General features: G+C 72.6%; 21 protein-coding genes. 10 read left to right on the top strand and 11 right to left on the bottom strand.

Annotated features, from left to right (window positions below):
• The first annotated feature begins 1 nt into the window (after window position 1).
• The 4 genes from AB0I91_RS30730 (at window position 2) to AB0I91_RS30715 (ending at window position 5,709) form a co-directional block, all read left to right on the top strand.
• Entirely contained in the window at window positions 2–1,606 is a 1,605-nt protein-coding gene (locus AB0I91_RS30730; protein WP_499640083.1) for an SLC13 family permease, read from the top strand.
• Window positions 1,606–2,670 (top strand): tartrate dehydrogenase, encoded by a 1,065-nt coding sequence (locus AB0I91_RS30725; protein ID WP_499640081.1) that lies wholly within the window; start codon window positions 1,606–1,608, stop codon window positions 2,668–2,670. The genes AB0I91_RS30730 and AB0I91_RS30725 overlap by 1 nt, the downstream gene beginning before the upstream one ends.
• A gap of 53 nt (window positions 2,671–2,723) precedes the next feature.
• Window positions 2,724–3,266: a GNAT family N-acetyltransferase gene (locus tag AB0I91_RS30720; RefSeq protein ID WP_498784529.1), complete on the top strand. Its 543-nt coding sequence runs from the start codon at window positions 2,724–2,726 to the stop codon at window positions 3,264–3,266.
• Window positions 3,267–3,387: 121 nt separating this feature from the next.
• Entirely contained in the window at window positions 3,388–5,709 is a 2,322-nt protein-coding gene (locus tag AB0I91_RS30715) for an Orn/Lys/Arg family decarboxylase (RefSeq protein ID WP_498784527.1), read from the top strand.
• A gap of 207 nt (window positions 5,710–5,916) precedes the next feature.
• Here AB0I91_RS30715 and AB0I91_RS30710 read toward each other — a convergent pair whose 3' ends face one another.
• The 8 genes from AB0I91_RS30710 to AB0I91_RS30675 form a co-directional block, all read right to left on the bottom strand.
• Entirely contained in the window at window positions 5,917–6,846 is a 930-nt protein-coding gene (locus tag AB0I91_RS30710; RefSeq protein WP_499640078.1) for a methanogen output domain 1-containing protein, read from the bottom strand.
• 136 nt (window positions 6,847–6,982) lie between these two features.
• Window positions 6,983–7,921: an anti-sigma factor RsbA family regulatory protein gene (locus tag AB0I91_RS30705; RefSeq protein ID WP_499640076.1), complete on the bottom strand. Its 939-nt coding sequence runs from the start codon at window positions 7,919–7,921 to the stop codon at window positions 6,983–6,985.
• A complete protein-coding gene (locus tag AB0I91_RS30700; protein ID WP_498784521.1) occupies window positions 7,918–8,766 on the bottom strand; it encodes an MEDS domain-containing protein in 849 nt (282 codons plus the stop codon). The genes AB0I91_RS30705 and AB0I91_RS30700 overlap by 4 nt, the downstream gene beginning before the upstream one ends.
• A 424-nt stretch (window positions 8,767–9,190) precedes the next feature.
• Window positions 9,191–9,355, bottom strand: a complete 165-nt coding sequence (locus AB0I91_RS30695; RefSeq protein WP_498784518.1) for a hypothetical protein — start codon at window positions 9,353–9,355, stop codon at window positions 9,191–9,193.
• A gap of 8 nt (window positions 9,356–9,363) precedes the next feature.
• Window positions 9,364–10,623: an NAD(P)/FAD-dependent oxidoreductase gene (locus AB0I91_RS30690; protein WP_499614436.1), complete on the bottom strand. Its 1,260-nt coding sequence runs from the start codon at window positions 10,621–10,623 to the stop codon at window positions 9,364–9,366.
• A 115-nt stretch (window positions 10,624–10,738) separates the two neighbouring features.
• Window positions 10,739–12,262, bottom strand: a complete 1,524-nt coding sequence (locus AB0I91_RS30685) for a PucR family transcriptional regulator (protein WP_498784513.1) — start codon at window positions 12,260–12,262, stop codon at window positions 10,739–10,741.
• Window positions 12,263–12,311: 49 nt separating this feature from the next.
• The gene (locus AB0I91_RS30680; RefSeq protein WP_498784511.1) at window positions 12,312–12,743 is read right to left on the bottom strand and encodes a group III truncated hemoglobin; all 432 of its coding nucleotides are present in this window, start codon (window positions 12,741–12,743) and stop codon (window positions 12,312–12,314) included.
• The gene (locus AB0I91_RS30675) at window positions 12,740–13,183 is read right to left on the bottom strand and encodes an RrF2 family transcriptional regulator (protein WP_498784509.1); all 444 of its coding nucleotides are present in this window, start codon (window positions 13,181–13,183) and stop codon (window positions 12,740–12,742) included. The genes AB0I91_RS30680 and AB0I91_RS30675 overlap by 4 nt, the downstream gene beginning before the upstream one ends.
• 68 nt (window positions 13,184–13,251) lie before the next feature.
• Here AB0I91_RS30675 and AB0I91_RS30670 point away from each other — a divergent pair, with 68 nt between their 5' ends.
• From AB0I91_RS30670 to AB0I91_RS30660, 3 genes are all read left to right on the top strand, one after another.
• Window positions 13,252–13,410: a hypothetical protein gene (locus AB0I91_RS30670; RefSeq protein WP_498784507.1), complete on the top strand. Its 159-nt coding sequence runs from the start codon at window positions 13,252–13,254 to the stop codon at window positions 13,408–13,410.
• Between the two features lie 328 nt (window positions 13,411–13,738).
• Window positions 13,739–15,061, top strand: coding sequence for a pectate lyase (locus AB0I91_RS30665; RefSeq protein ID WP_499640074.1), 1,323 nt, complete (start codon window positions 13,739–13,741; stop codon window positions 15,059–15,061).
• A 164-nt stretch (window positions 15,062–15,225) separates the two neighbouring features.
• The gene (locus AB0I91_RS30660) at window positions 15,226–15,618 is read left to right on the top strand and encodes a hypothetical protein (protein ID WP_498784503.1); all 393 of its coding nucleotides are present in this window, start codon (window positions 15,226–15,228) and stop codon (window positions 15,616–15,618) included.
• 9 nt (window positions 15,619–15,627) lie between these two features.
• Here the strand turns inward: AB0I91_RS30660 and AB0I91_RS30655 are convergent, their stop codons facing one another.
• Window positions 15,628–16,167 carry a nuclear transport factor 2 family protein gene (locus AB0I91_RS30655; RefSeq protein WP_499640072.1) on the bottom strand — a complete coding sequence of 180 codons (540 nt, stop codon included), beginning with the start codon at window positions 16,165–16,167 and terminating at the stop codon, window positions 15,628–15,630.
• 157 nt (window positions 16,168–16,324) lie between these two features.
• Between AB0I91_RS30655 and AB0I91_RS30650 the strand changes: the two genes are divergently transcribed.
• Window positions 16,325–16,570: a three-helix bundle dimerization domain-containing protein gene (locus AB0I91_RS30650; RefSeq protein WP_499614427.1), complete on the top strand. Its 246-nt coding sequence runs from the start codon at window positions 16,325–16,327 to the stop codon at window positions 16,568–16,570.
• Window positions 16,571–16,572: 2 nt separating this feature from the next.
• On the opposite strand, the gene AB0I91_RS30645 is transcribed toward AB0I91_RS30650, so the two are convergent.
• A complete protein-coding gene (locus AB0I91_RS30645; RefSeq protein WP_499640070.1) occupies window positions 16,573–16,977 on the bottom strand; it encodes an ATP-binding protein in 405 nt (134 codons plus the stop codon).
• Between the two features lie 152 nt (window positions 16,978–17,129).
• Between AB0I91_RS30645 and AB0I91_RS30640 the strand changes: the two genes are divergently transcribed.
• Window positions 17,130–17,474 (top strand): hypothetical protein, encoded by a 345-nt coding sequence (locus AB0I91_RS30640; RefSeq protein WP_498784495.1) that lies wholly within the window; start codon window positions 17,130–17,132, stop codon window positions 17,472–17,474.
• Window positions 17,475–17,513: 39 nt separating this feature from the next.
• Here the strand turns inward: AB0I91_RS30640 and AB0I91_RS30635 are convergent, their stop codons facing one another.
• Window positions 17,514–18,656 (bottom strand): carboxylate-amine ligase, encoded by a 1,143-nt coding sequence (locus AB0I91_RS30635; RefSeq protein WP_499614421.1) that lies wholly within the window; start codon window positions 18,654–18,656, stop codon window positions 17,514–17,516.
• Window positions 18,657–19,169: 513 nt separating this feature from the next.
• Here AB0I91_RS30635 and AB0I91_RS30630 point away from each other — a divergent pair.
• A partial coding sequence (locus AB0I91_RS30630) for a glucuronyl esterase domain-containing protein (RefSeq protein ID WP_499640068.1) occupies window positions 19,170–20,234 on the top strand: 1,065 nt, incomplete at its 3' end.

Raw genomic sequence — 20,234 nt, 5'->3', positions numbered from 1 at the left:
GATGGCTGACGGGAAGCCCGCGAACCGGACCGACGTCGACAAGGCCCTGCTCGGTCACTCGACCTACCGCGGTCTCGCGGAGCAGCGGCTGTCACCCGCCGAGGAGAGGTTCGAGCGCGGTCGCCGGACGGTCGGGTTGTGGCTCGCCCCGCTCGTCGCGGTCGTGTTCCTGGCCCTGCCGCTGGACATCCCGGGCAACCAGCAGACGCTCGGCGGGATCCTGCTCGGCGTCATCGTGCTGTGGATCACCGAGGCGGTGCCGATCCCGGTCGGCGGCCTGATCGGGGTCGCGTTCATCGTCATCCTGAACGTGGTGCCGCCCGACACCGCGCTGCGCCCGTTCGGCTCGTCGACGATCTTCACGTTCATCGGCGCGTTCATCCTGGCGCAGGCGATGCTCAAGCACGGCCTCGCGCGCCGGTTCGCGTTCCGGATCCTGTCCCTGCCCCGGGTCGGCGGGTCGACCACCGGGGTGATCGTCGCGTTCGGCGGCATCACCTGCGTGCTGTCCGCGTTCGTGTCCAACACGGCCACGGTGGCGATGCTGCTGCCGACGGCGCTGGGCATCCTCGGCGTCATCGCGAAGCTGTTGCAGGACCGGGGCCTGGTGGCGGCCGACTTCGACCCGCTGCGGCTGCGGGTCGGCGCGGCGATCATGCTCATGCTGGCCTACGGCGCGAGCGTGGGCGGCCTGCTCACCCCGGTCGGCACGCCGCCGAACCTGATCGGGCGCGGCCTGATCGAGGAGGCCACCGGCGAGCGGATCTCGTTCGCCCAGTGGACGGCCACCGCGCTGCCGATCTGCGCGCTCATGTTCGTCGCGCTGGCGGTCGTCCTGCTGCTGCTCAACCGGCCGGAGATCCGGCGCATCGAGGGCGTAGCCGAGTACGTGGCGGGGGAGCGGGCCGCCATGGGCCCGCTGTCGCGCGCGGAGAAGAACACCCTGATCGCGTTCGGCGTCACGGTGACCCTGTGGATCGTGCCCGGCGTCGTCGCGCTGGTGGCGGGCAACGACTCGGACGTCTACGCCGCGATCAGAGACCGGCTCGACGAGGGCATCGTGGCCGTGCTCGGCGCGTCCCTGCTGTACCTGCTGCCGACCGACTGGCGGCAGCGCGAGTTCACGCTGCGCTGGCGCGACGCCGCGCAGATCGACTGGGGCACGATCCTGCTGTTCGGCACCGGCATCGTGTTCGGCTCGCTGCTGGCGAGCACCGGCCTGGCCGAGACCCTCGGCGAGGCCGCGTCCGGCGCGCTCGGACTGACCAGCGTGGTGCCCATCACGATCTTCGCCGTCGTGCTCGCGATCGTGGTGTCGGAGACGACCAGCAACACCGCGTCGGCGGCCGTGGTCGTCCCGATCGTCATCCCGATCGCGGTGGCGGCCGGCGCGGACCCGTTCGTGCCCGCGCTGGCCGCGACGTTCGCCGCGTCGTTCGGGTTCATGCTGCCGGTGTCGACACCGCAGAACGCGGTCGTCTACGGCTCCGGCGTGGTGCCGATCACCAAGATGATCAGGTCCGGCGTCTCGTTCGACGTGCTCGGCGCCGTGCTGATCCTCCTCGGCCTGCCGGTCATGGTGGCGTTGCTCGGGATCGGTGGCTGATGCCCGCGACCACGCACCGGATCGCGGTCATCCCCGGCGACGGCATCGGCCCGGAGGTGATCGGGGCGGCCCGGGAGGTGCTCGACGCGGTGTCGGCGCGGCACGGCGTCGGACTGTCCTGGGTGGAGTTCGACTGGTCGTGCCGGCGCTACCTCGCCGAGGGGGCGATGATGCCGGCCGACGGGCTCGACGCCCTGCGCGGCTTCGACGCCGTGCTGCTCGGTGCGGTGGGGTGGCCCGACGTGCCCGACCACGTGTCGCTGTGGGGACTGCTCATCCCGATCCGGCGCGCCTTCCGGCAGTACGTCAACCTGCGGCCGATCCGGGTGTTCGACGGGCTCGACAGCCCGCTGCGGCACGTCCGGGCCGGCGACGTGGACCTCGTGGTCGTGCGGGAGAACGTGGAGGGGGAGTACAGCGAGGTCGGCGGCCGGCTCAACCGCGGCTTCCCGGACGAGCTGGCGATCCAGGAGTCGATCTTCACCCGGGCCGGGGTGACCCGGGTCGTCGACTACGCGTTCCGGCTCGCCGCCGGTCGCCGCGGCCTGCTCACCTCCGCCACCAAGTCCAACGGCATCGTGCACACCCTGCCGTTCTGGGACGAGATCGTCGCCGAACGGGCCGCCGAGCACCCGGACGTGCGGTGGGACCAGGAGCACGTCGACGCGCTGGCGGCGAAGTTCGTGCTCCAGCCGGAGCGGTTCGACGTCGTGGTCGGCTCGAACCTGTTCGGCGACATCCTCAGCGACCTCGCCGCCGCCGTGGCCGGCAGCATCGGCATCGCGCCGTCGGCCAACCTCGACCCCACGCGCACCCACCCGTCGATGTTCGAGCCGGTGCACGGGTCCGCGCCCGACATCGCGGGCCGTGGCGTCGCCAACCCCGTCGGCGCGGTCTGGTCGGCCGCGCTCATGCTCGAGCACCTGGGCCACCCCGACGCCGCGGCGGACGTGATGGCGGCGATCGAGGCCGTGCTCGCCCGCCCCGCCACCAGGACGGCCGACGTCGGCGGCACGGCGTCCACCCGGGAGGCGACCGACGCGCTGCTCGCGCACCTGGCCTGACCCTCCGGCCGTCGATGGGTGGGATGATCGTCGCCGACGGTGGGAGGGGACGCGTGGGGGATTCGCCCGTGCAGCGCGTGGCGGTGCGGTCGGACGTGCCGGGGATCGCCGCGCTCATGCGCCGATCGGTGCTGGAGCTGTTCCCGCGCTTCCACGACGAGCGCGAGACCGCCAGTGCGGCCCGCTACCTCACCGAACCCGACGTGGTGCTGATCGAGGACGGCACCTACTTCGTGCACGAGGTGGCGGGGGAGGTCGTGGCCTGCGGCGGGTGGAGCAAGCGGGACAAGCTCTACACCGGCTCGGGCGACCGGCCCGCCGACGGCCGCCTGCTCGACCCGGCCGTCGAGCCCGCCCGCGTGCGGGCGATGTTCGTCCGCGCCGACTGGACCCGCCGGGGGCTGGGCCGCGCGACGCTCGCCGCGTGCGCGCGGGACGCCCGTGCCGCCGGCTTCCGGTCGCTGGTGCTGATGGCCACGCTGCCCGGCGTGCCGCTGTACCGGTCGTTCGGGTTCCGGGAGGTGAACCGCACTCGGGTTCCGCTCCCCGATGGGGTGACGTTGGCCGGGGTCGAGATGGACTACCCGCTCGACTGAGCGAAGCGCCTCTCCCACTGCAGGGTGACGCTCCGCCACGTTCCGGTGACGGAGCCGTCGCCCCACTCCGCCGCTTCCTACGCTCGGCAGATCCCCCGCGCGTAGAGAGCTGATGATCGTCATGACCGGGTCAACCATCCTCATCGCCACCGAACGGGCGGCGGAGGACAACACCGTGCCGGCGGCGAAGGTGGAGCAGGTCTGCGCCCACCTGCGCGAGTGCGGGCACGACGTGATGGTCGTGCACTCCGCGACCGACGCCGCCGCCGCGATCACCGCGCAGGCCGACCTCGCCGCCGCCGTCGTGAGCTGGGAGCTGGCCGGCGCCACCCTCCGGCCACCCGACACGGGCCCGGCCGTCGAGGGCGGCGTGCTGCGGATGCTGCTGGACCGGTTCTCCTCGCGGCTGCCCGTGTTCCTGCTGACCACCGGCGACTACAGCGACGAGACGCCGCTGTGGGTCTCCGAGGTGATCAACGGCTGGATCTGGCTGCTGGAGGACACGCCGGACTTCATCGCGGGCCGGATCGACTTCGCCGCGCGCACGTACCTCGACCACATCCTGCCGCCGTTCTTCCGCGAGCTGTGCCGGTTCGACGACACGCACCCGTACTCGTGGCACACGCCGGCGCACGCGGGCGGCATCGCGTTCCTCAAGTCGCCGGTCGGGCGGGCGTTCTTCGACTACTTCGGCGAACGGCTGTTCCGCACCGACATCTCGGTGTCGGTCGGCGAGCTCGGCTCGCTGTTCGAGCACACCGGCCCGGTCGGCGAGGCCGAGCGCAACGCCGCCCGCATCTTCGGCGCCGACGAGACCTACTTCGTGCTGCACGGCACGTCCACGTCGAACCGGATGATCATCCACAGCGCGGTGGCCAACGACGAGATCACCCTGCTGGACCGCAACTGCCACAAGGCGATCAACCACGGCGTCACGCTCACCGGCGCGCGCCCGGTCTACCTCGTGCCCACGCGCAACGGCTACGGGATCACCGGGCCCATCCCGCCGGAGCGGTTGACCGCCGAGGCGGTGCGCGCGCAGGTCGAACGCACGCCGATCGCCCAGGGCGCGGTGAGCCGGGACGCGGCGTACGCGGTCGTCACGAACTCCACCTACGACGGGCTCTGCTACGACACCGTGCGGGTGAACGAGCTGCTCGGCGCGTCGACCAGGACCCTGCACTTCGACGAGGCGTGGTTCGCCTACGGCCGGTTCAACCCGCTCTACGCGCGCCGCTACGGGATGGCGGTCGACGGCGACGGGCTGCCGGACGCGCAGCGGCCCACCGTGTTCGCCACGCACTCCTCGCACAAGCTGCTGGCCGCGCTGTCCCAGTCGGCGATGGTGCACGTGAAGTCCGGCGGCAAGGCGCCGTTCGACCGGTCCCGGTTCAACGAGACGTACATGATGCACGGCACCACGTCGCCGCTGTACCCGATGATCGCGTCCTGCGACGTCGCGGCGGGCATGATGGACGGCCCGGCCGGGAACTGGCTGACCACCGAGGCGATCACCGAGGCGATCCGGTTCCGGCAGGCCATGATCCGGCTCGGCAGGCGGCTGGCCGACGCGGGCGACCGGCCGCCGTGGTTCTTCGGCGTCTGGCAGCCGACCGACGTCGCCGACCCGGCCACCGGCGAGCGGGTGCCGTTCGACCGGGCGCCGCTCGACCTGCTGCGCACCGAACCGGGCTGCTGGACGTTGGAGCCCGACGCCGCTTGGCACGGCTTCCGCGACCTCGAACCCGGCTTCTGCCTGCTCGACCCGGTCAAGGTGACGATCACCTGCCCAGGTGTGGACGCGTTGGGCGACGTGTCGGCGTTCGGCATCCCGGCCCGGGTCGTCACGGCGTACCTGGAGACCCGCCGGATCGTGGTGGAGAAGACCGACGTCTACACGTTCCTCGTGCTGTTCTCCATGGGCATCACGAAGGGCAAGTGGGGCACGCTGCTCGACGCGCTCACCGACTTCAAGCAGCTGCACGACGAGCAGGCGCCGCTGGGCGAGGTGCTGCCGGACCTGGTGAAGGCGCACCCCGAGCGGTACGGGCGGCTGACGTTGCCGCAGCTGTGCGACGAGATGCACCACAGCCTCGCCGACACCAAGGTCGTGCAGCTGCTGAACGAGGCGTTCACCAGCCCCACGCCGCCCACGGCGGTGATGACGCCGGCCGAGGCCTACCAGCGCTTCATCCGCGGCGAGACCGAGCTGGTCGGCCTGGACGACCTGGCCGACCGGGTGGTGGCCACCCAGGTCACCACCACGCCGCCCGGGATCCCGGTGCTGGTGCCCGGCGAGCGCGTCGGCTCACCCGACGGCCCGCTGCCCCGGTACCTGCGCGTGCTGGAGGCGTTCGACCGGCGGTTCCCGGGTTTCGCGAGCGAGACGCACGGCGTGCACCACGAGGGCGGCAAGTACTGGATCTCGTGCGTCACCGAGTGATGGGCCCCGTCACTCGCCGGATCGGGTGACCGCGGGAAGCACGCGATCGCCGTACGCCTGGGCGGTGAGCCGGGCCGACCGGCTCGACCGACGGGAGGGTGGCCATGCGCTTCGGCAACACCAGGGTGGAGTTCCTGGGCGGTCGTGCCGGTTGCCTGACGATGCTCGTGGTGTCGATCCTGGTGTCGGTGCTGCTGACCGTGCTGCTCAACGCCCTGCTGTGAACGGCGGCGCGGCCGTGTAGTGGTGGGCCCGGGAAGCGGTGGCCGCCGAGTCGCCCAGGTGGATCACGACCCGGCAGCCGGGGTCGCCCACCGCGATGCGCTCTTCGAGCGTGACGGCGGCGCGGCCGGCGTTGCGGGCGGCGATCCCGCCGAACACGGCGGTGGTCATGCGGCACAGCGACGGCGACTGCCGCACCTCGGGGCCGAACGGGCACTGACCGTTGACCAGCACGATCCGCTCGTCGGTCACGTCGACCACGCGGAAGGTCCCACCGATCGCGGCCTTGAGCCGGATCACGCAGTCGGCGATCCGCTGCGCCGACAGCGAGGCGTCGGTGGTGCCGGTGGCCTGCCGGAACTCCAGCTCCACCTGGCCGCCGATGTCCACGGCGACCTGGGCGATGGCGCGTTGCGCGGCCTCCGGTCCCTGCTGCGCCTCGACGGCGTTGGCGAGCTGGACGACCAACGCGCGCAGGAAGCTCTCCCGGCCGAAGCCACCGCTCGGACCGGCTTCGGACAGGTGCGGCAGCGGGTTGACGGTGTGCCGGGGCGGGTCGAGCGGTTCGACCGGGCGGGTGACCGGCAGGACGGATTCGACGGCCTTGCCGACCCGGCGTGCGGCGACGGTGAACTCCGGCGCGAGCTGGGAGATCAGCCAGAGCCCGCGGCCGCGGGGCTGCGCGGTGTCCGGGACGTGGTCGGGCAGGGCGAAGGTGGCGCCCATGTCCCGCACGGTCAGCACCGGGTGGGCCTGGGACCACTCCAACGACACCCAGATCGGGCCGTCGCTGTGGTCGATGGCGTTGGCCAGCATCTCCTGCGCGATCAGCTCGGCGTCGGCGAGCTGATCGGGTCCGGCCTCCGCGTGCCGGGCCAGGTAGTCCCGGATGTCGCGGCGCAGTGCGGATGGCACCCGCCGGTCGTGTCTGTCCAGGAACCAGTCCACAGGCCGCACGTCTTCCGTTGTCGGCGTCCCGCGGGACGCGGGGCGCACGGCACCAGACGATAATCCGTCGCCGGCCGGGTGTCAGCCGACAAGCGGCTGACCACTACCGCAGGCGCAGCAGCACGCGCACGGTGGTGCCGTCCGCGCTGGTGTGGACGCGCACGAGGTCGGCGAGGTCGTTGACGAGCAGCAGGCCGAGCCCGGACGCCCGACCGGCCTCCGGTGGCCGACGGCCGGCGAGCGGGTCGGTCAGCCGGCCGCCGTCGCGGACCTCGCACACCAGGTGGCCGTCCTCGGCCCAGACGCCGAGACGGCACGGGCCGGAGGTGTGCTGGAGGCTGTTGGTGACGAGTTCGCCCGCGATGAGTTCGAGGTCGGCCAGCCGTTCCTCGGGCAGGCCGGCCCGGCGGGCGCGATCCGCGGCGAACCGGCGGGCCGGGGACACGTCGGCGGGTCGGCTGACCGGGAATGCGCGGTCGGCGGCGTCGGGCAGCGGCGCGTTGTAGCGGGCGACCACGCGGTCCGGGGCGTACTGGTCGCTGGCGTACCGCCGGTCGGCCTCCCAGACCACCGGGTGGGTCTGCCTCGCGTCCGCGATCGCCGTGGCGTCCAGCGCGGAGGTGTCGTAAGGGCAGAGGATCGTGACGTCACGGCCGGTGAACGCGGCGTTGATCAGCGCTTCGTGCTGCGCGCACGCGGGGTACTCCGCATCCGACCGGCTCGCCCAGATCGGCTCGCCGACGATGCGCACGTGGCCGCCGACCCGGGCGTCGGCGAACCCGCGCAGCACCCTGGCGATGATCCGGCCGGGGTTGCGGCCCTCCTCGGCCATGTCGAGCATCGTCACGTGGCGGGCGGTGTCGCCCAAGGCGTCGCGCAGCAGGTCCAGCCGCTCGCCGGGGACGGCCACCGCGACCGGTTGCTCGCGGGCCAGGCCCTCGGTGACGAACGGGACGAGGGCCGCCAGGTACTCCGCGTCGGAGCGGTAGAACAGGGCGGGGTGGACGAACCGGGGATCCGGCCGGGTGCCGGTGGCGTTCACGGGACCGGCTCCACGCGGACGCCGGGCAGGTCGAGCAGGCCCGCGATCCGCGCCGCACCGGGGAACTCGGTGCGCAGGACCAGCGTGGTGCCCCGGCTGCGGGCGTACTCGTCCAGGCCGATCAGGCCGCGGTGGTCGATGAACGTCAGATCGGAGCCGTCGAGCACGAGCCGCCCGTCACGCGTGGGCGGGCGGGCCCGGTCGAGCACCTGCTCCAGCACCTCCCGGTTGAACATGTCGATCTCCCCGCTGAGTTCGGCGCTGTGGCCCGGTCTGGCCGAGGCGTGCAGCCGGAACCCGACACCCGGCAGGTTGGCGCTCGGGTGCACGCTGGCCAACTGCTCCAGCGCCTGCTCGCTGAGCCGCGTCCGGTCGTAGGCGCACAGGGCGGAGAACGGGTGCCCGGCCATGTACTGGTCGACCAGGTGCTCGTAGTGCAGGAACGCGGTCAGCTGGGCTCGGCCGCGCACCAGCGGCGTGGCCTCGGCGGCGACCCGGAGCCCCCGGTACCCGGCCGCCACGGCCTGTTCGGTGGCCGCCGAGTAGGCCCGGAGCTGGACTTCCGGGTCGACGAGCCCGCCACCGGGGTAGAGCGCGTCCAGCGAGGTGACCCGCGCCGCGCCGGTGGCCAACGCCGCCTCGATCCCGTCGACCCGGTGCACCGCGTCGACCAGTCCCTCGGCGTCCCCGTGGCCGACGTACAGGACCTGCTGCCCCCGCGTGAGGCCGTCGAGGAGGAACTCGGCCACGCGCAGGCCGACGTCCGCACGGTCGTCGTACGACCAGCACACGTGGTCGTGACGCCCCAGGTCCCGGGTGTGCAGCACAAGGCCCGAACTGCGCATGCGACCAACTTAGCGGTGCGGCCGGAGCACGACATCTGCCCGGTGGCACTGGTGCGTGCGGAGGAACGCCGGCGTCCACCCGGAACGGCGTCGAGGAGGAACGGCGTCGAGCAGGGTGACGCCGATGGTGCTGCCGTCGGGCACGCGGTAGGTGCGCCGTTCGCCGGGTGAGCGCCGTGCCCGTGCATGCCCTGGTTCGGCGGTGCCGTCGTCGGCCGCGCTGCGGCTCGGCCAGTTCGGTCCGGAGGCGTTAGCGGGCGTGCGGTGTCAGCCGGATCGGCCGGTGTCGGTCATGGTGGCCTTCGTGGGTGGGTGCCGTCAGGGCGGCCGGCGGGAGGGTGGGCCGCCCTGACGGCGGGGTGTCCGCGGTGCCGGGTGGTGCAGCGGCGCCGGCTCCCCGGACGGGGTGGTTGGCTCGTGGCGATCAGCCGTGCGCGCGCAGGCGGAGGATCGCGTCGACGTCGTGGGCGTAGCCGGTGGCGACGTGCGTCAGGATGTCGAGCTGCACGCGCAGCAACGCGTTCTCGGCGCGCAGCCAGTGCAGCTCGGCCCGCTCGTCGGGGGAGAGCGGGTCGCGGTTGCCGTCCACGCGGGCGCTCAGCGCAGCGGGTCGAACGGGCGCAACGCGTCCGGCTGCTTGCCGGTGGTGATCTGGTCGGCGAGCAGCCTGCCGGTGACCGGGCCGTGGGCCAGGCCCCACATGCCGTGCCCGCCGGCGACGTACACACCGCGGGCGAGCACCTCGCCGATCAGCGGACGACCGTCGGGGGTGATCGGACGCGGGCCGACCCACACGTCACGGCGCTCCGCCCAGCGCACGCCGTCGAGCAGCGGGCGGACCGAGGCGATGATCGCCTCCAGCCGTGCCACCACACCGGGCGCGTCCGGGTCCCGGAACTCCATCGTGCCCGCGACCCGGAGCGCTCCCTGGTAGGGCGTGCACGCCACCCGTGCGGCGGGCAGGTAGACGGGGCCGGGCACCGGGCGGTCGACGGGCACGGTGAACGAGTAGCCGCGGCCCGCGCGCACCGGGACGCGCACACCCCACCTGGCCGCGAGCCGGGACAGCCACGCGCCGGTGGCGACGACCGCGACGTCGGCCGACAGCGACTCGCCGCCACGGGTGCGCACCGTGACGCCCTTGCCGGTGGAGTGGACGTCGACGGTCTCCAGCACGCGGAACGCCGCACCGCGCGCCTGCACCGACCGGGCCAGCGCGTGCACGAAACCACCGGGGTCGAGGTGTCGCTGGCCGTCGATCCGCACGCCCGTCGTCAGGGCTCCCGACGCCAGCGGCACCAGTTCGCGCAGCTCGTCGCGATCGAGGTCGGCGTGCTCGACCGGCTGGCCCGCGTCGGCCATCCGCCGCAGCTCGTGCCGCAGGCCCTCGGCCTGCCGGTCGTCCTCGAACCCGGCGGTGATCGGCGCGGCGATCGTCGGCGCCTCGACGCCGTTGGCGGTCAGCACGTCGAACGCCTCGACGCACTCCGCGTTGAGCGCCCGGTTCGCGCGCACCGCCCGCGTCCAGGACGACCACCGGCAGTTCGCCGCGAACCGCGCCAGGAACGACCACAGGCCCGGGTCGACGGACAGCGGGATGTGCAGCGGCGCGGTCGGGTTCAGCACCGACCGCAGGCCGTAGCGGAGCACGGACGGCTCGTTGAGCGGGATCGTCAGGCCCGGCGAGAGCCACCCGGCGTTGCCCCACGACGCGCCCGCGGCCACCCCGGTGCGGTCCACCACGGTCACCTCGACGCCGCGCTCCTGCAGGAACCACGCGGTCGACAGGCCGACGATGCCCGCGCCGACCACGACCGCGGACCTCGGCCCGCCGGCACTGCGCCCGACGTCGACCATGACCACCTCCACACCCGAGCGGAACTGCTGTCGAACCCAGCATCGCCCGGACGCCCCACCAGGCCGTTGTCGGTTGCCGACAATTCGAGCACGTGATCTTGTCGGGAGCCGACAGCTACTCCGTCGCGGCCAGGTCGATGATCATCGCCAGCCGCTTGCGCGGGTCGTCCAGGTCCAGCGGCGTCACCTCGACCATCTTGCGCAGCCGGTAGCGGATGGTGTTGGGGTGCACGCCGAGCCGTTCGCCCGCTCGCGCGAGGTCGCCCTGCGCCTCCAGCCACGCGCGCAGGGTCGGCACGTAGTGGGTGGCGTGGTCGTCGTCGTGGCGGCGCAGCTCGGCGACCGGTCCCCGCGCCGGGGTCCGGCCCGCCCGTGCGGCGGCGCGCAGGCGTTGCAGCAGGATGTCGTCCCACGACTCGTCGTACGCGGGCGGCACGGCCTCCGGCGTGCGCGCCTCGTGCAGCGCCAGGCACTCGTCGGCCTCCTGCCTGCTGGCGGGCAGGTCGGCCGCCGCGGCGGTCGCGCCGATACCGGCGGTCACCGTCACCCGGTCCGGCAGCGCGGCCCGCAGCAGGGCCACCCACTCGCGGGCCGCGGTCACCTGCTCGCCCGGCAGCACGGTGTAGAGCGTGTTGCCCGACAGCGTGCTGCGGCCGGGCCGCGACCAGCCGAAACCGGTCGTGGCGCGTTCGAAGGCCAGCAACAGCGCGGCGTGCCGCTCGTCGGCGATGTGCGCGCGGACCGCGATGACCCGCAACGGCCCCTGCGGCAACCCGAGCCTGCTGACCACCGTCGCCGCGTCCGCCGTGCCCTCCAGCAGCCGGATCACCAGGTCGGACTCCACCTGGCGCTCCAGGTCGGCGCTGGCCCGGGAGCGCAGCAGGTGCAACGCCACCGTGCGGGCGCCGTCGGCCAGCGCCGTGCAGCGGACCCCGGTCAACGGCACACCGCACGTCACCCACACCGAACCCAGCACCTCGCGGCCCGCCCGCACGGCCACGACCATCCGCCCGGTCAGGCCGTGCTCCGGGTCCGCCTCGACGAACAGCGGCTCGTCGTAAGCGGCGAGGTAGGAGAACACGCCGCGCCGCTCGAACGCCTCCCGCAGCCGCGGCGGCGCCTGGCGGCCCAGGATCGTCTCCAGCCGGGCCGGGTCGGCGCCCTGCTGCGAGCTGGAGTACGCCAGCACGTGGGAGAGCCGGTCCTCGATGGTCACCGAGCCGCCGACCGCGCCCGCGAGGCTGTCGGCCAGCGCGAACAGGTCCGTCGGCCCGCGGCCCGACTCCGTCTCCCGGCCCTCCAGCACCAGCCCGTAGACCACACCGGCCAGCTGGCTCCACGACACGGCCGGGTCGACCAGCATCACCGCGACGCCCTCCGCCGCGCCGATCGTGGCCGCCTCGCGCTCGGCGTCACCGTGCAGCAGCACCACGGCCGCCTTCGCCGCCACCGCCCACCCCACGGCCTGGGCCACCGACTCGGCGCCGACGGCCAGGAACACGTCGCCGCCGACCGCCCGCGCGTCACTGGCCTCGCGCATCACCACGCTGCGCAACTGCGTCGACCGGGGCACGGGGCAGCACGCCAACCGCACGCCGTAGCCACCCAGCACGTTCACCAGGCGGTCCAACCTGATCATGGGCAAACCTCTGTTCGGAGCCGACAGCACACCGTAACCGCCGGTCGCGTCAGCGCTCCTCGACCTCGTCCCGCCGCCGGATGGTGACCAGCTCGCTCGCGTCCTCGCGGCGCAGCCTGCGGATCATGGACCACGCGATCCGCTCCGCCTGCGACTTCGCCAGGTCCGCCTTCTCGCCCGCGAACAGCTCGTCGACGGTGTCGGCCCACAACGCCAGCCACCGGGTGAAGTGCGCCGTCGTCAAGGGGGAGCGCTCGTGCAGGTCGAGGTGCACGCGCAGCAGGTTCCGGCGGTACGTTCCGGCGCGGAACAGCACCGTGTCCCAGAAGTCGGCGATCACGGGCAGGTGGGTGGCGAGGTCGAGCCGGGCCACGTCGCGGAAGACCGGGCCGAGCAGCCCGTCGTCGAACGCCCGCCGGTAGAACTCGGTCACCACGGCCAGCGCGTCCTCCCGGCCGGTCAGGTCCCTGGCCGCCGTCACGGTGTCGAGCCCGGACGCCGCGGCACCAGGTCGAGCAGCACGGGGCCGGCCGGTTCGCTCACCAGCGCCCGCACGGTCACGTCGTCCAGCACGGCGAGGAACGCGAGTTGGGCCGCGCGCAGCGCGCCGCGCAGGTGGCAGCCGCCGCGCAACGGGCACGGGGGTCCGTCGCAGTCCACCACCTCGCGGTCGCCCTCCAACGCGCGCACGACGGCGCCGACCGAGGCGTCCAGCGTCGCGGCCGGCACCCCGACCCCTCCGGTCCGGCCACGCGCGGTGGTCGCGAAACCGTGCCGCTGCAAGCGCTGCACGACCTTGGCCATGTGGTGGCGCGGCACGTCCAGCGCGTCGGCGAGCTGGTCGACGGTGAGCCGACCGCCGTCGGTCGCCAGGAGCATCACCACGCGCAGCGCGATGTCCGTGGACCGGATGAGGTGCATGGTCGGCAACGGTAGCAAAAGCGGTATTCTCGGTTCCTGTTTAGGGTCGGACCAGGTCGGGAGCGACGGTGGAGTCGGACGAGAACGGCGTGCCGGAGCCGGCGGGGGACCCCGTGTGCTGGTTGTCGCTCGTGTGCCCGGAGTGCGGCTCGATGGCCGAGGGGCCGGTGTCTTCCGCGTGCGACCGGTGCGGCGCGGAACTGCCCGAGCGCGAAGGCGAGCGCTGATTTCCTTATTGGTTCATTGCCTGTCCTTTTGTTCACGAGTGTGACCCGGGCCGGGCGATTCTGTTCACGAATATGACCGCCCGTATTTGACGGACCGGTGGGGTTGAGCGCCGGAACCGTCCATCACCTCGGCGTTCGACGGTATTCGACACCTGCGCGCCCAATCCTCGGGAAAACCGTCGTTGACCTGCCGACGGGTGGCCTCTAACATCCCGCTGGAAAGCGGTTTCCCTCATTGCCGCCACGCTTGTCCAAGTGCGGGAAACGGTGCTTTCGAATGGCCGGCCGCCGACCTCGGCGTCCCGTGAAGTGAGAAGTGGAGTAGTTCATGAGCACAGCGGATCACCGTCGATCCACGCGGCCCGCGCCACCGCGTGGCGCACGATGGCGGACGGGTCTGGCCGCCGCGGCGGCGGCCACGGCACTGGCCGCCACCTTCACGATGTGGTCGACCGCCACGACGGCGCAGGCGGCCGTCGGGGCGGGCACCTACACCATCAAGAACGCGGGCAGCGGGCAGTGCCTCGACGTGCCCAACGCCAGCGCGGCCAGTGGCGTCCAGCTCCAGCAGGCGTCGTGCGGCAGCGCCGGCAGCCAGCAGTGGACGTTGGCGGCGGTCAGCGGCGGCTTCCGGATCACGTCGGTCTCCAGCGGCCTGTGCGTCGGCGTCCAGGACGCGTCGACCAGCGCGGGCAAGGCGATCCAGCAGCAGAGCTGCACGGGCGCCGCGAGCCAGACCTGGTCGTTGACCGCGAGCGGCAGCAACTACCGCGTGGTCAACACCAACGGCGGCAAGTGCATGAACACCAAGGACAACTCCACCGCCGCCGGCGCGCCGGTGCAGCAGAACTCCTGCGACAGCGTGGCCACCAAGCAGTGGACGTTCACGCCGACGAGCGGCGGCCCGACGTCCACGTCGACCTCCACGACCACCAGGACCACGACGACCACCACCACGGGCAACCCCGGCGGTGGCGACGGCAGCGGCCCGTGGCCGAGCGACACCGGCAGCGTGCACCAGACCACGACGCGCAACGTGGGCACGTACTTCAACGGTGGGATGAAGAAGTACTACGGCATCGGCGACGGTGGTCAGGGCGAGAGCCAGGACCCGATGTTCGTGGTGGCCAACGGCGGCACGATCGAGAACCTGTTCATCGACGCCCCGGCCGGCGACGGCATCCACTGCGAGGGCTCCTGCACCATCCGCAACGTCTGGTGGAACGACGTGGGCGAGGACGCGGCGACGTTCAAGGCCTCCAGCTCCTCGGCGACCTACCTGATCGACGGCGGCGGCGCGCGCAAGGCGTCGGACAAGGTGTTCCAGCACAACGGGGCGGGCACGTTGACCATCCGCAACTTCCAGGTCGACGGCGCGGGCAAGCTGTACCGGGCGTGCGGCAACTGCGCCACGTCCTACCAGCGGCACGTGGTGATGGACGGCGTGACGGCGCGCAACACCAGCGTGCTGGCCGGCATCAACACCAACTGGGGCGACACGGCCCGCTTCACCCGGATCACCGTGTACGGCGACACCACGATCTGCGAGAAGTACCAGGGCGTGCCGAAGGGCTCCGAGCCGAAGAAGATCGGTGAGGGCGCGGACGGCAAGAACTGCTTCTACTCCGCGTCGGACATCACCCAGCGTTAACGACGTCCGCACGGCACGGATCGAGGTCGCGGCCCACCGGGTCGCGGCCTCGATCCCGTTCGGCCCGCGGCGGTATCGCCCGGTTCCCCGGCGTCGCGGTCGAGTTCGGCTACGGTGTGGGACGACCGGGCGGCTTGGCGTGAGCGGGGCGAGGGGCAACTACGGTGACCAGCTGGATCGACGTGATCAACTACGTCCGGACGCGCTACGAGGTGTTGGAGGAGACCGACAGCTGGCTGCGCTTCCGGCTCGACCTCGGCGAGAGCCGGACCCAGCAGGTCTCCGTGCACCACGTGCCGGAGTCGGACGGCGTGGCGTGGGTGGAGATCTCCTCGCCCGTCGGCCGCGCCGACGCGATCGACCTGAAGCGGCTGCTCGTGCTCGCGGGCACGTCGGCCGTCGGCGGCGCCGCCGTGGTGGACGACGTCGCGCTGCTCAAGCACACCGTGCCGCTGGAGGACCTCAGCGTGCGGGAGGAGTTCGAACGCCCGCTGATGCTGCTGGTCACCGCCGCCGACGCGTTCGAGCACGAGCTGACCGCGACCGACGACTTCTGACGGCGACCGTCACGCCGGCAGGCCGATGACGGTCCGGTCGCCGTGCTCCCAGACGGGGACCATGGTCACCGCGCCGATCCGCCGGCCGCGACCGGTGCGCACGAGCCGGTAGTCGTACCGGCCGCCCAGCGTGTAGAGCCGGCCACCCGCCAGCGGACCGTCCCGGTGCGCGGCCTGGAAGTCCGCGGTGACGGTGGCCCGCGCGCCCTCGACGTGCGCGGTCTGGTTGCCGAGCAGGTGCTGGGTCGCCGACAGGTGGCCGAGGTTCGCGCGCCGGCCCGCCACCAAGTCGGTCGCGGCCACCGCGCCGGGTTCGCCGCCGACCAGGCCGGTGTAGTCGACCCACACCCGTGCGGCGAACACCTCCTGCAGCAGGTCCCACTGCTTCAGGTCGAACCGGACGGCCATCTGGACGGTGACCGCGATCGGGTCCTGGTCGGCCGCCGGCGTCGCGGCCGCCTGCCCGCTCGCCAACGCCGAGCCGATCGAGGCGCTCGCGCCGACGAGCACCGTCCGACGGGTCAGTCGGTCAGCTGTTCTCTCGCTCATGGTCGGCGATCGTGGCGCGGCGGGCGCGGCGGCGTCCAAGACCCGCTGCCATGACCAGAACGCATGACTCCCGACGCCGACGCGGGTTTCGCGACCGGGCCCCTCGCCGATTCGGAGTTGTAGGGTGAACACCACCGTGCCGCGACGGAGGAACGCCATGACGGCTGAACGGCTCGAAGGCCACCTGGTCCGTGACCCCCGCACCCTGCGCGCCGACGTCGAAGCGCAGCTGGACCACGCCGCGGAGGAGGTCAGCAGGCGGCTCGGCGGCAAGGTCGACTACCACGTCGTGCGCGCGGCCGTGTCCGACGCCTACCAGCGGCTCGCCGACAAGGCCAAGTTCCCCAACTTCCTGCCGATCCTGGCCGCCCGGTCCGCTCAGCGGAACCTCCGGGTGACCTGACGTCACGACAGGGGCAGCTCGGCCCACACCGTCTTGACGTCGGCGCCGAGGTACGTGCCCCAGCGGCGCCTCGACAGGTGGTCGACCATGATCAGACCCCGGCCGCGGAACGCGCCGAGGCGCGACGTGCCGACCACCGGGACGTGCTCGGGGCTGCCGTCGTCCACCTCGATCCGCAGGGCGTCCCGATCACGCGCTCGGTGCACGCGCAGCCTGCGTGGCGCGCACGCGTGGTCGTAGGCGTTGGACACCAGCTCCGTGCAGACCAACATCAAGTCCTGCAACAAGTCCTCGGTCAGCTCGGACAGGACGGTGGCCAGCCACTGCCGGATCTGCGCCAGCGGCGGGACCGGCGTGGTCAGGTCGACGCTGATTCTGGCGGCGAGCGCGTTCTCCGATGACGTCACGTGAGCGTCCCCCCAGGCCACTCGGCCGCTCTGCCTGGTCACAGCGGCCTCGGCCCGGTGGGGTACCCCGCCGCCCCGGCGTGCACACATCGTGTCCGGCCGGTGCGCTGAGCACATGCCGCGCTACGGATCGTGATCTACCCTTGCTTTCCGTGACAGAGGAAAAGGTTCCGGTGGACGATCCGGTGGCGGTGCTGCGCGTGGCGGTGGACGCGGCCGTGCAGGCCGTGCTGCGCCTGGATCCTCACCACGCCGACGCCCGGCAGGAGATCGTCCGCGTGCTCGCCGGGTTCGCCGCCGCCACCGCCCCGGTGCGGGATCGCCTGCAGGAACTGGCGACGCGGACGCCGAACGGCCCGGTGTCGGCCACGCTGGGCTTCCTGCGCGACGCCGGCGACCAGGCCGCCGGTGGCGACGTCCAGGCCGCTCGCGTCTTCCTGCTCGCCGGCCGCACCGCGTTGTTCCGCCTCGCCCGGGCGGGGCCGACCGACGGCTGATCACGCGGTCGGCTCACGTGCTCAGCTCATGCGGTCAGCTCACGCGGTCAGCCGGAACGGCCCGCCGGGCCACGTCTCCGAGCCGGACAGGGTGTCGCGCGCCAGCTGCTCCAGCACGTCGGACATCCGTCCCGCACGGGCGAAGGCGCGCCGCTGCCGGTCCGCGCCGCCGCCGTCCCGGTCCAGGGTGGACAGCAGTTCGCGCACGAGACCGGCGTCGTCGAGCTGGTCGCCGACGCGGTGCAGGAGCCGGTCGAGCAGCAGGCGTGCGGGCACGAGGCGGCCGGACAGCACGTCCAGCGACAGTCCGGTGATGCCGTCGCGCGCGGCCCGCCAGGTGGCGGCGCGCAACACCTCCGTCGGCACGGGCGAAGCCCGCAGCCCCCGCCGGAGGTCGGCCAGCGCCGTGCGGACGAGGGCGTGCACCAGGGCCGCCAGCAGCACGGCCTCGTCCACGGTGGCCGCGACGTCGGCGACCCGGACTTCCACGGTCGGCAGGTGGGCGGAGGGCCGGACGTCCCAGTAGATCATCCGCCGGTCCCGGGCCGTGCCGGCGGCGAGCAGCATGTCGCAGGTGGACTCGTAGTGCGCCGCCGACTCGAAGTACGGCGGCGGACCGGCGCTCGGCCAGCGTGACCAGACCATCGCGCGCCAGCTCGCGTAGCCGGTGTCGACGCCGTGGGCGAAGGGCGAGTTCGCGGTCACCGCCCCGAGCACCGGCAACCACGGCCGCAGGTGGTTGCACACCTGCACGGCCGTTTCCGGGTCCGGCACGGCGACGTGCACGTGGCAGCCGCAGATGGACTGCTCGGCGGCGAGCTGCCGGTAGTCCTCGGTGAGCCCGCGGTAGCGGTCGCGGTCGGTGGTCGAGCCGACCGGTCCGCCCACCGGCGGCACGCCGACCGCCAGCAGCCGGTGGCCCAGGGCCTGGGCGGTCTCGACGGCGACCAGCCGCAGGCCGTGCAGCTGCCGGCGCACGTCGGCGACGTCGTGGCACACCGGGGTGCGGGTCTCCACCTGGGCTTCGGTGAGTTCGACGTCGAGTTCGACGCCGAACCGCCGCCTGGCCGCGTCCACCACCTCGGCGCCGTGCGGCGCGGGCTGACCCGTCCGTGCGTCGACCAGCAGGAACTCCTCCTCGACGCCGAGCGTGGGGGCCGCGCCGTCCGCCAGACTGCCCATCGCGCCTCCGATGGCTGTTCGGCCAGGGCTGTCGGGATACCCCCGGTCGGACGCGTCAACCCGTCCGGGCGGACGGGCCACGAGGCCTGGCTCGATGGTCCGATCGGGTGAACTGCTGCTGGACCGCTCAAGTCAACGGGCTGTGGTGCCGAAGAGAGTGGTGAGCGCCGGAGTCCAGTACGCGGACCCGGCGCTTCGTCGTGTCGCCGGCCGTGTCGTGCCAGTGCCGGGCCGGGTGTCAGCCGCAGTCGGAGTCGATGGACCCGTCGCCCTGGGCGGGATTGGCCCCGCGTGGAGCATTGAAACTTTCTGCTCCACGCCCCTGGGTGATGACTTTCTCGGTCAAGTAAGGCGCAGGTCTGTGCGGTTTGCGGCAATCGCCAACTGAGACTGACCAGGGGTATCCGGGCATCCGGAGCATTGACATGTTTCGTGGAGCAGATCGAAACTTTAGGTCACTGTTTCGGTCATCGGTCCGTGTTGCCCACCACCCTGTCTCAAAGGAGAGCCCTGGTGATCATCAGTTCAGGCCGCTTGAGAGTCCGCGCGGCGGTGCTCATGTTGGCGATAGCGACGTTGGCGCTGGCCGGGACGTTGACGGCGGTGGCGCGGTCGACGACCGCGACCGCGGCGGCGTCGGGTGATGTGGTGGCGTTGGCAGGTGTCGAGGACGAGGGCGCCGACTGTCCCGTGAGCCTGCCGGGCTCGTACCCGTCGACGTCGCGGTTGCCGGATCCGTTCACGAAGGTCGACGGTCGGCGGATCTCGTCGCGGTCGGACTGGCGGTGCCGGCGGGCGGAGATCCGGGAGATGGCCGAGCGGCACGTGTTCGGCGACAAACCGGCCAAGCCCGCCACCGTCACCGGGACCGTGTCCGGCAGCAGCGTCACGGTGAACGTCTCGCACAACGGCCGCAGCTCCAGCTTCTCGGCGAGCGTGCAACTGCCCGCCGGCACCGGCCCCTTCCCGGCGGTGATCGTCTACGGCGGGTTCGGCGGCGACACCGCCACCATCCGCGCCGCCGGCGCCGCGACCATCAGCTTCGACCCCTACTCCGTCGGCCGCGAGGGCACCCCCCGCACCAACAAACAAGGCGCCTTCTACACCCTCTACGGCAACACCAGCCCCACCGGCCTGCTCATGGCCTGGGCCTGGGGCGTGTCCCGCATCATCGACGTCATCGAACAGTCCGGCGGCACCGTCCTGCGCGCCGACATCGGCGTCACCGGCTGCTCCCGCTTCGGCAAGGGCGCCTTCGCCGCCGGCGTCTTCGACCAACGCGTCGCCCTGACCATGCCCATCGAATCCGGCACCGCCGGCGTCCCCATCTACCGCGGCGTCAACGCCGAAGGCGGCCAGACCCTCGCCAGCGCCTACGGCGAACAACCCTGGTTCGGCGACCCCTTCAGCCCCTACACCAACAACCCCAACACCGCCCCCATCGACACCCACTCCCTCGTCGCCATGGTCGCCCCCCGCGGCCTGTTCATCATGGACAACCCCCACATCGCCAACCTCGGCCCCCGCTCCGCCAGCGTCGCCGCACTCGGCGGAGCCGAGGTCTACAAAGCCCTCGGC

The sequence above is a fragment of the Actinosynnema sp. NPDC049800 genome (assembly GCF_040656635.1).
Taxonomy (GTDB): Bacteria; Actinomycetota; Actinomycetes; order Mycobacteriales; family Pseudonocardiaceae; genus Actinosynnema.
Note: the sequence above shows the minus strand (reverse complement) of the source record. Positions and strands in the feature narration are given on the sequence as shown.

What these genes read in the sequence shown, in the direction of transcription:
- AB0I91_RS30730 (WP_499640083.1), top strand. Translation starts at nt 2, where the DNA reads ATGGCTGACGGGAAGCCCGCGAACCGGACCGACGTCGACAAGGCCCTG.
- AB0I91_RS30725 (WP_499640081.1), top strand. Translation starts at nt 1,606, where the DNA reads ATGCCCGCGACCACGCACCGGATCGCGGTCATCCCCGGCGACGGCATC.
- AB0I91_RS30715 (WP_498784527.1), top strand. Translation starts at nt 3,388, where the DNA reads ATGACCGGGTCAACCATCCTCATCGCCACCGAACGGGCGGCGGAGGAC.
- AB0I91_RS30700 (WP_498784521.1), bottom strand. Translation starts at nt 8,766, where the DNA reads ATGCGCAGTTCGGGCCTTGTGCTGCACACCCGGGACCTGGGGCGTCAC.
- AB0I91_RS30690 (WP_499614436.1), bottom strand. Translation starts at nt 10,623, where the DNA reads ATGGTCGACGTCGGGCGCAGTGCCGGCGGGCCGAGGTCCGCGGTCGTG.
- AB0I91_RS30685 (WP_498784513.1), bottom strand. Translation starts at nt 12,262, where the DNA reads ATGATCAGGTTGGACCGCCTGGTGAACGTGCTGGGTGGCTACGGCGTG.
- AB0I91_RS30675 (WP_498784509.1), bottom strand. Translation starts at nt 13,183, where the DNA reads ATGCACCTCATCCGGTCCACGGACATCGCGCTGCGCGTGGTGATGCTC.
- AB0I91_RS30665 (WP_499640074.1), top strand. Translation starts at nt 13,739, where the DNA reads ATGAGCACAGCGGATCACCGTCGATCCACGCGGCCCGCGCCACCGCGT.
- AB0I91_RS30655 (WP_499640072.1), bottom strand. Translation starts at nt 16,167, where the DNA reads ATGAGCGAGAGAACAGCTGACCGACTGACCCGTCGGACGGTGCTCGTC.
- AB0I91_RS30650 (WP_499614427.1), top strand. Translation starts at nt 16,325, where the DNA reads ATGACGGCTGAACGGCTCGAAGGCCACCTGGTCCGTGACCCCCGCACC.
- AB0I91_RS30635 (WP_499614421.1), bottom strand. Translation starts at nt 18,656, where the DNA reads ATGGGCAGTCTGGCGGACGGCGCGGCCCCCACGCTCGGCGTCGAGGAG.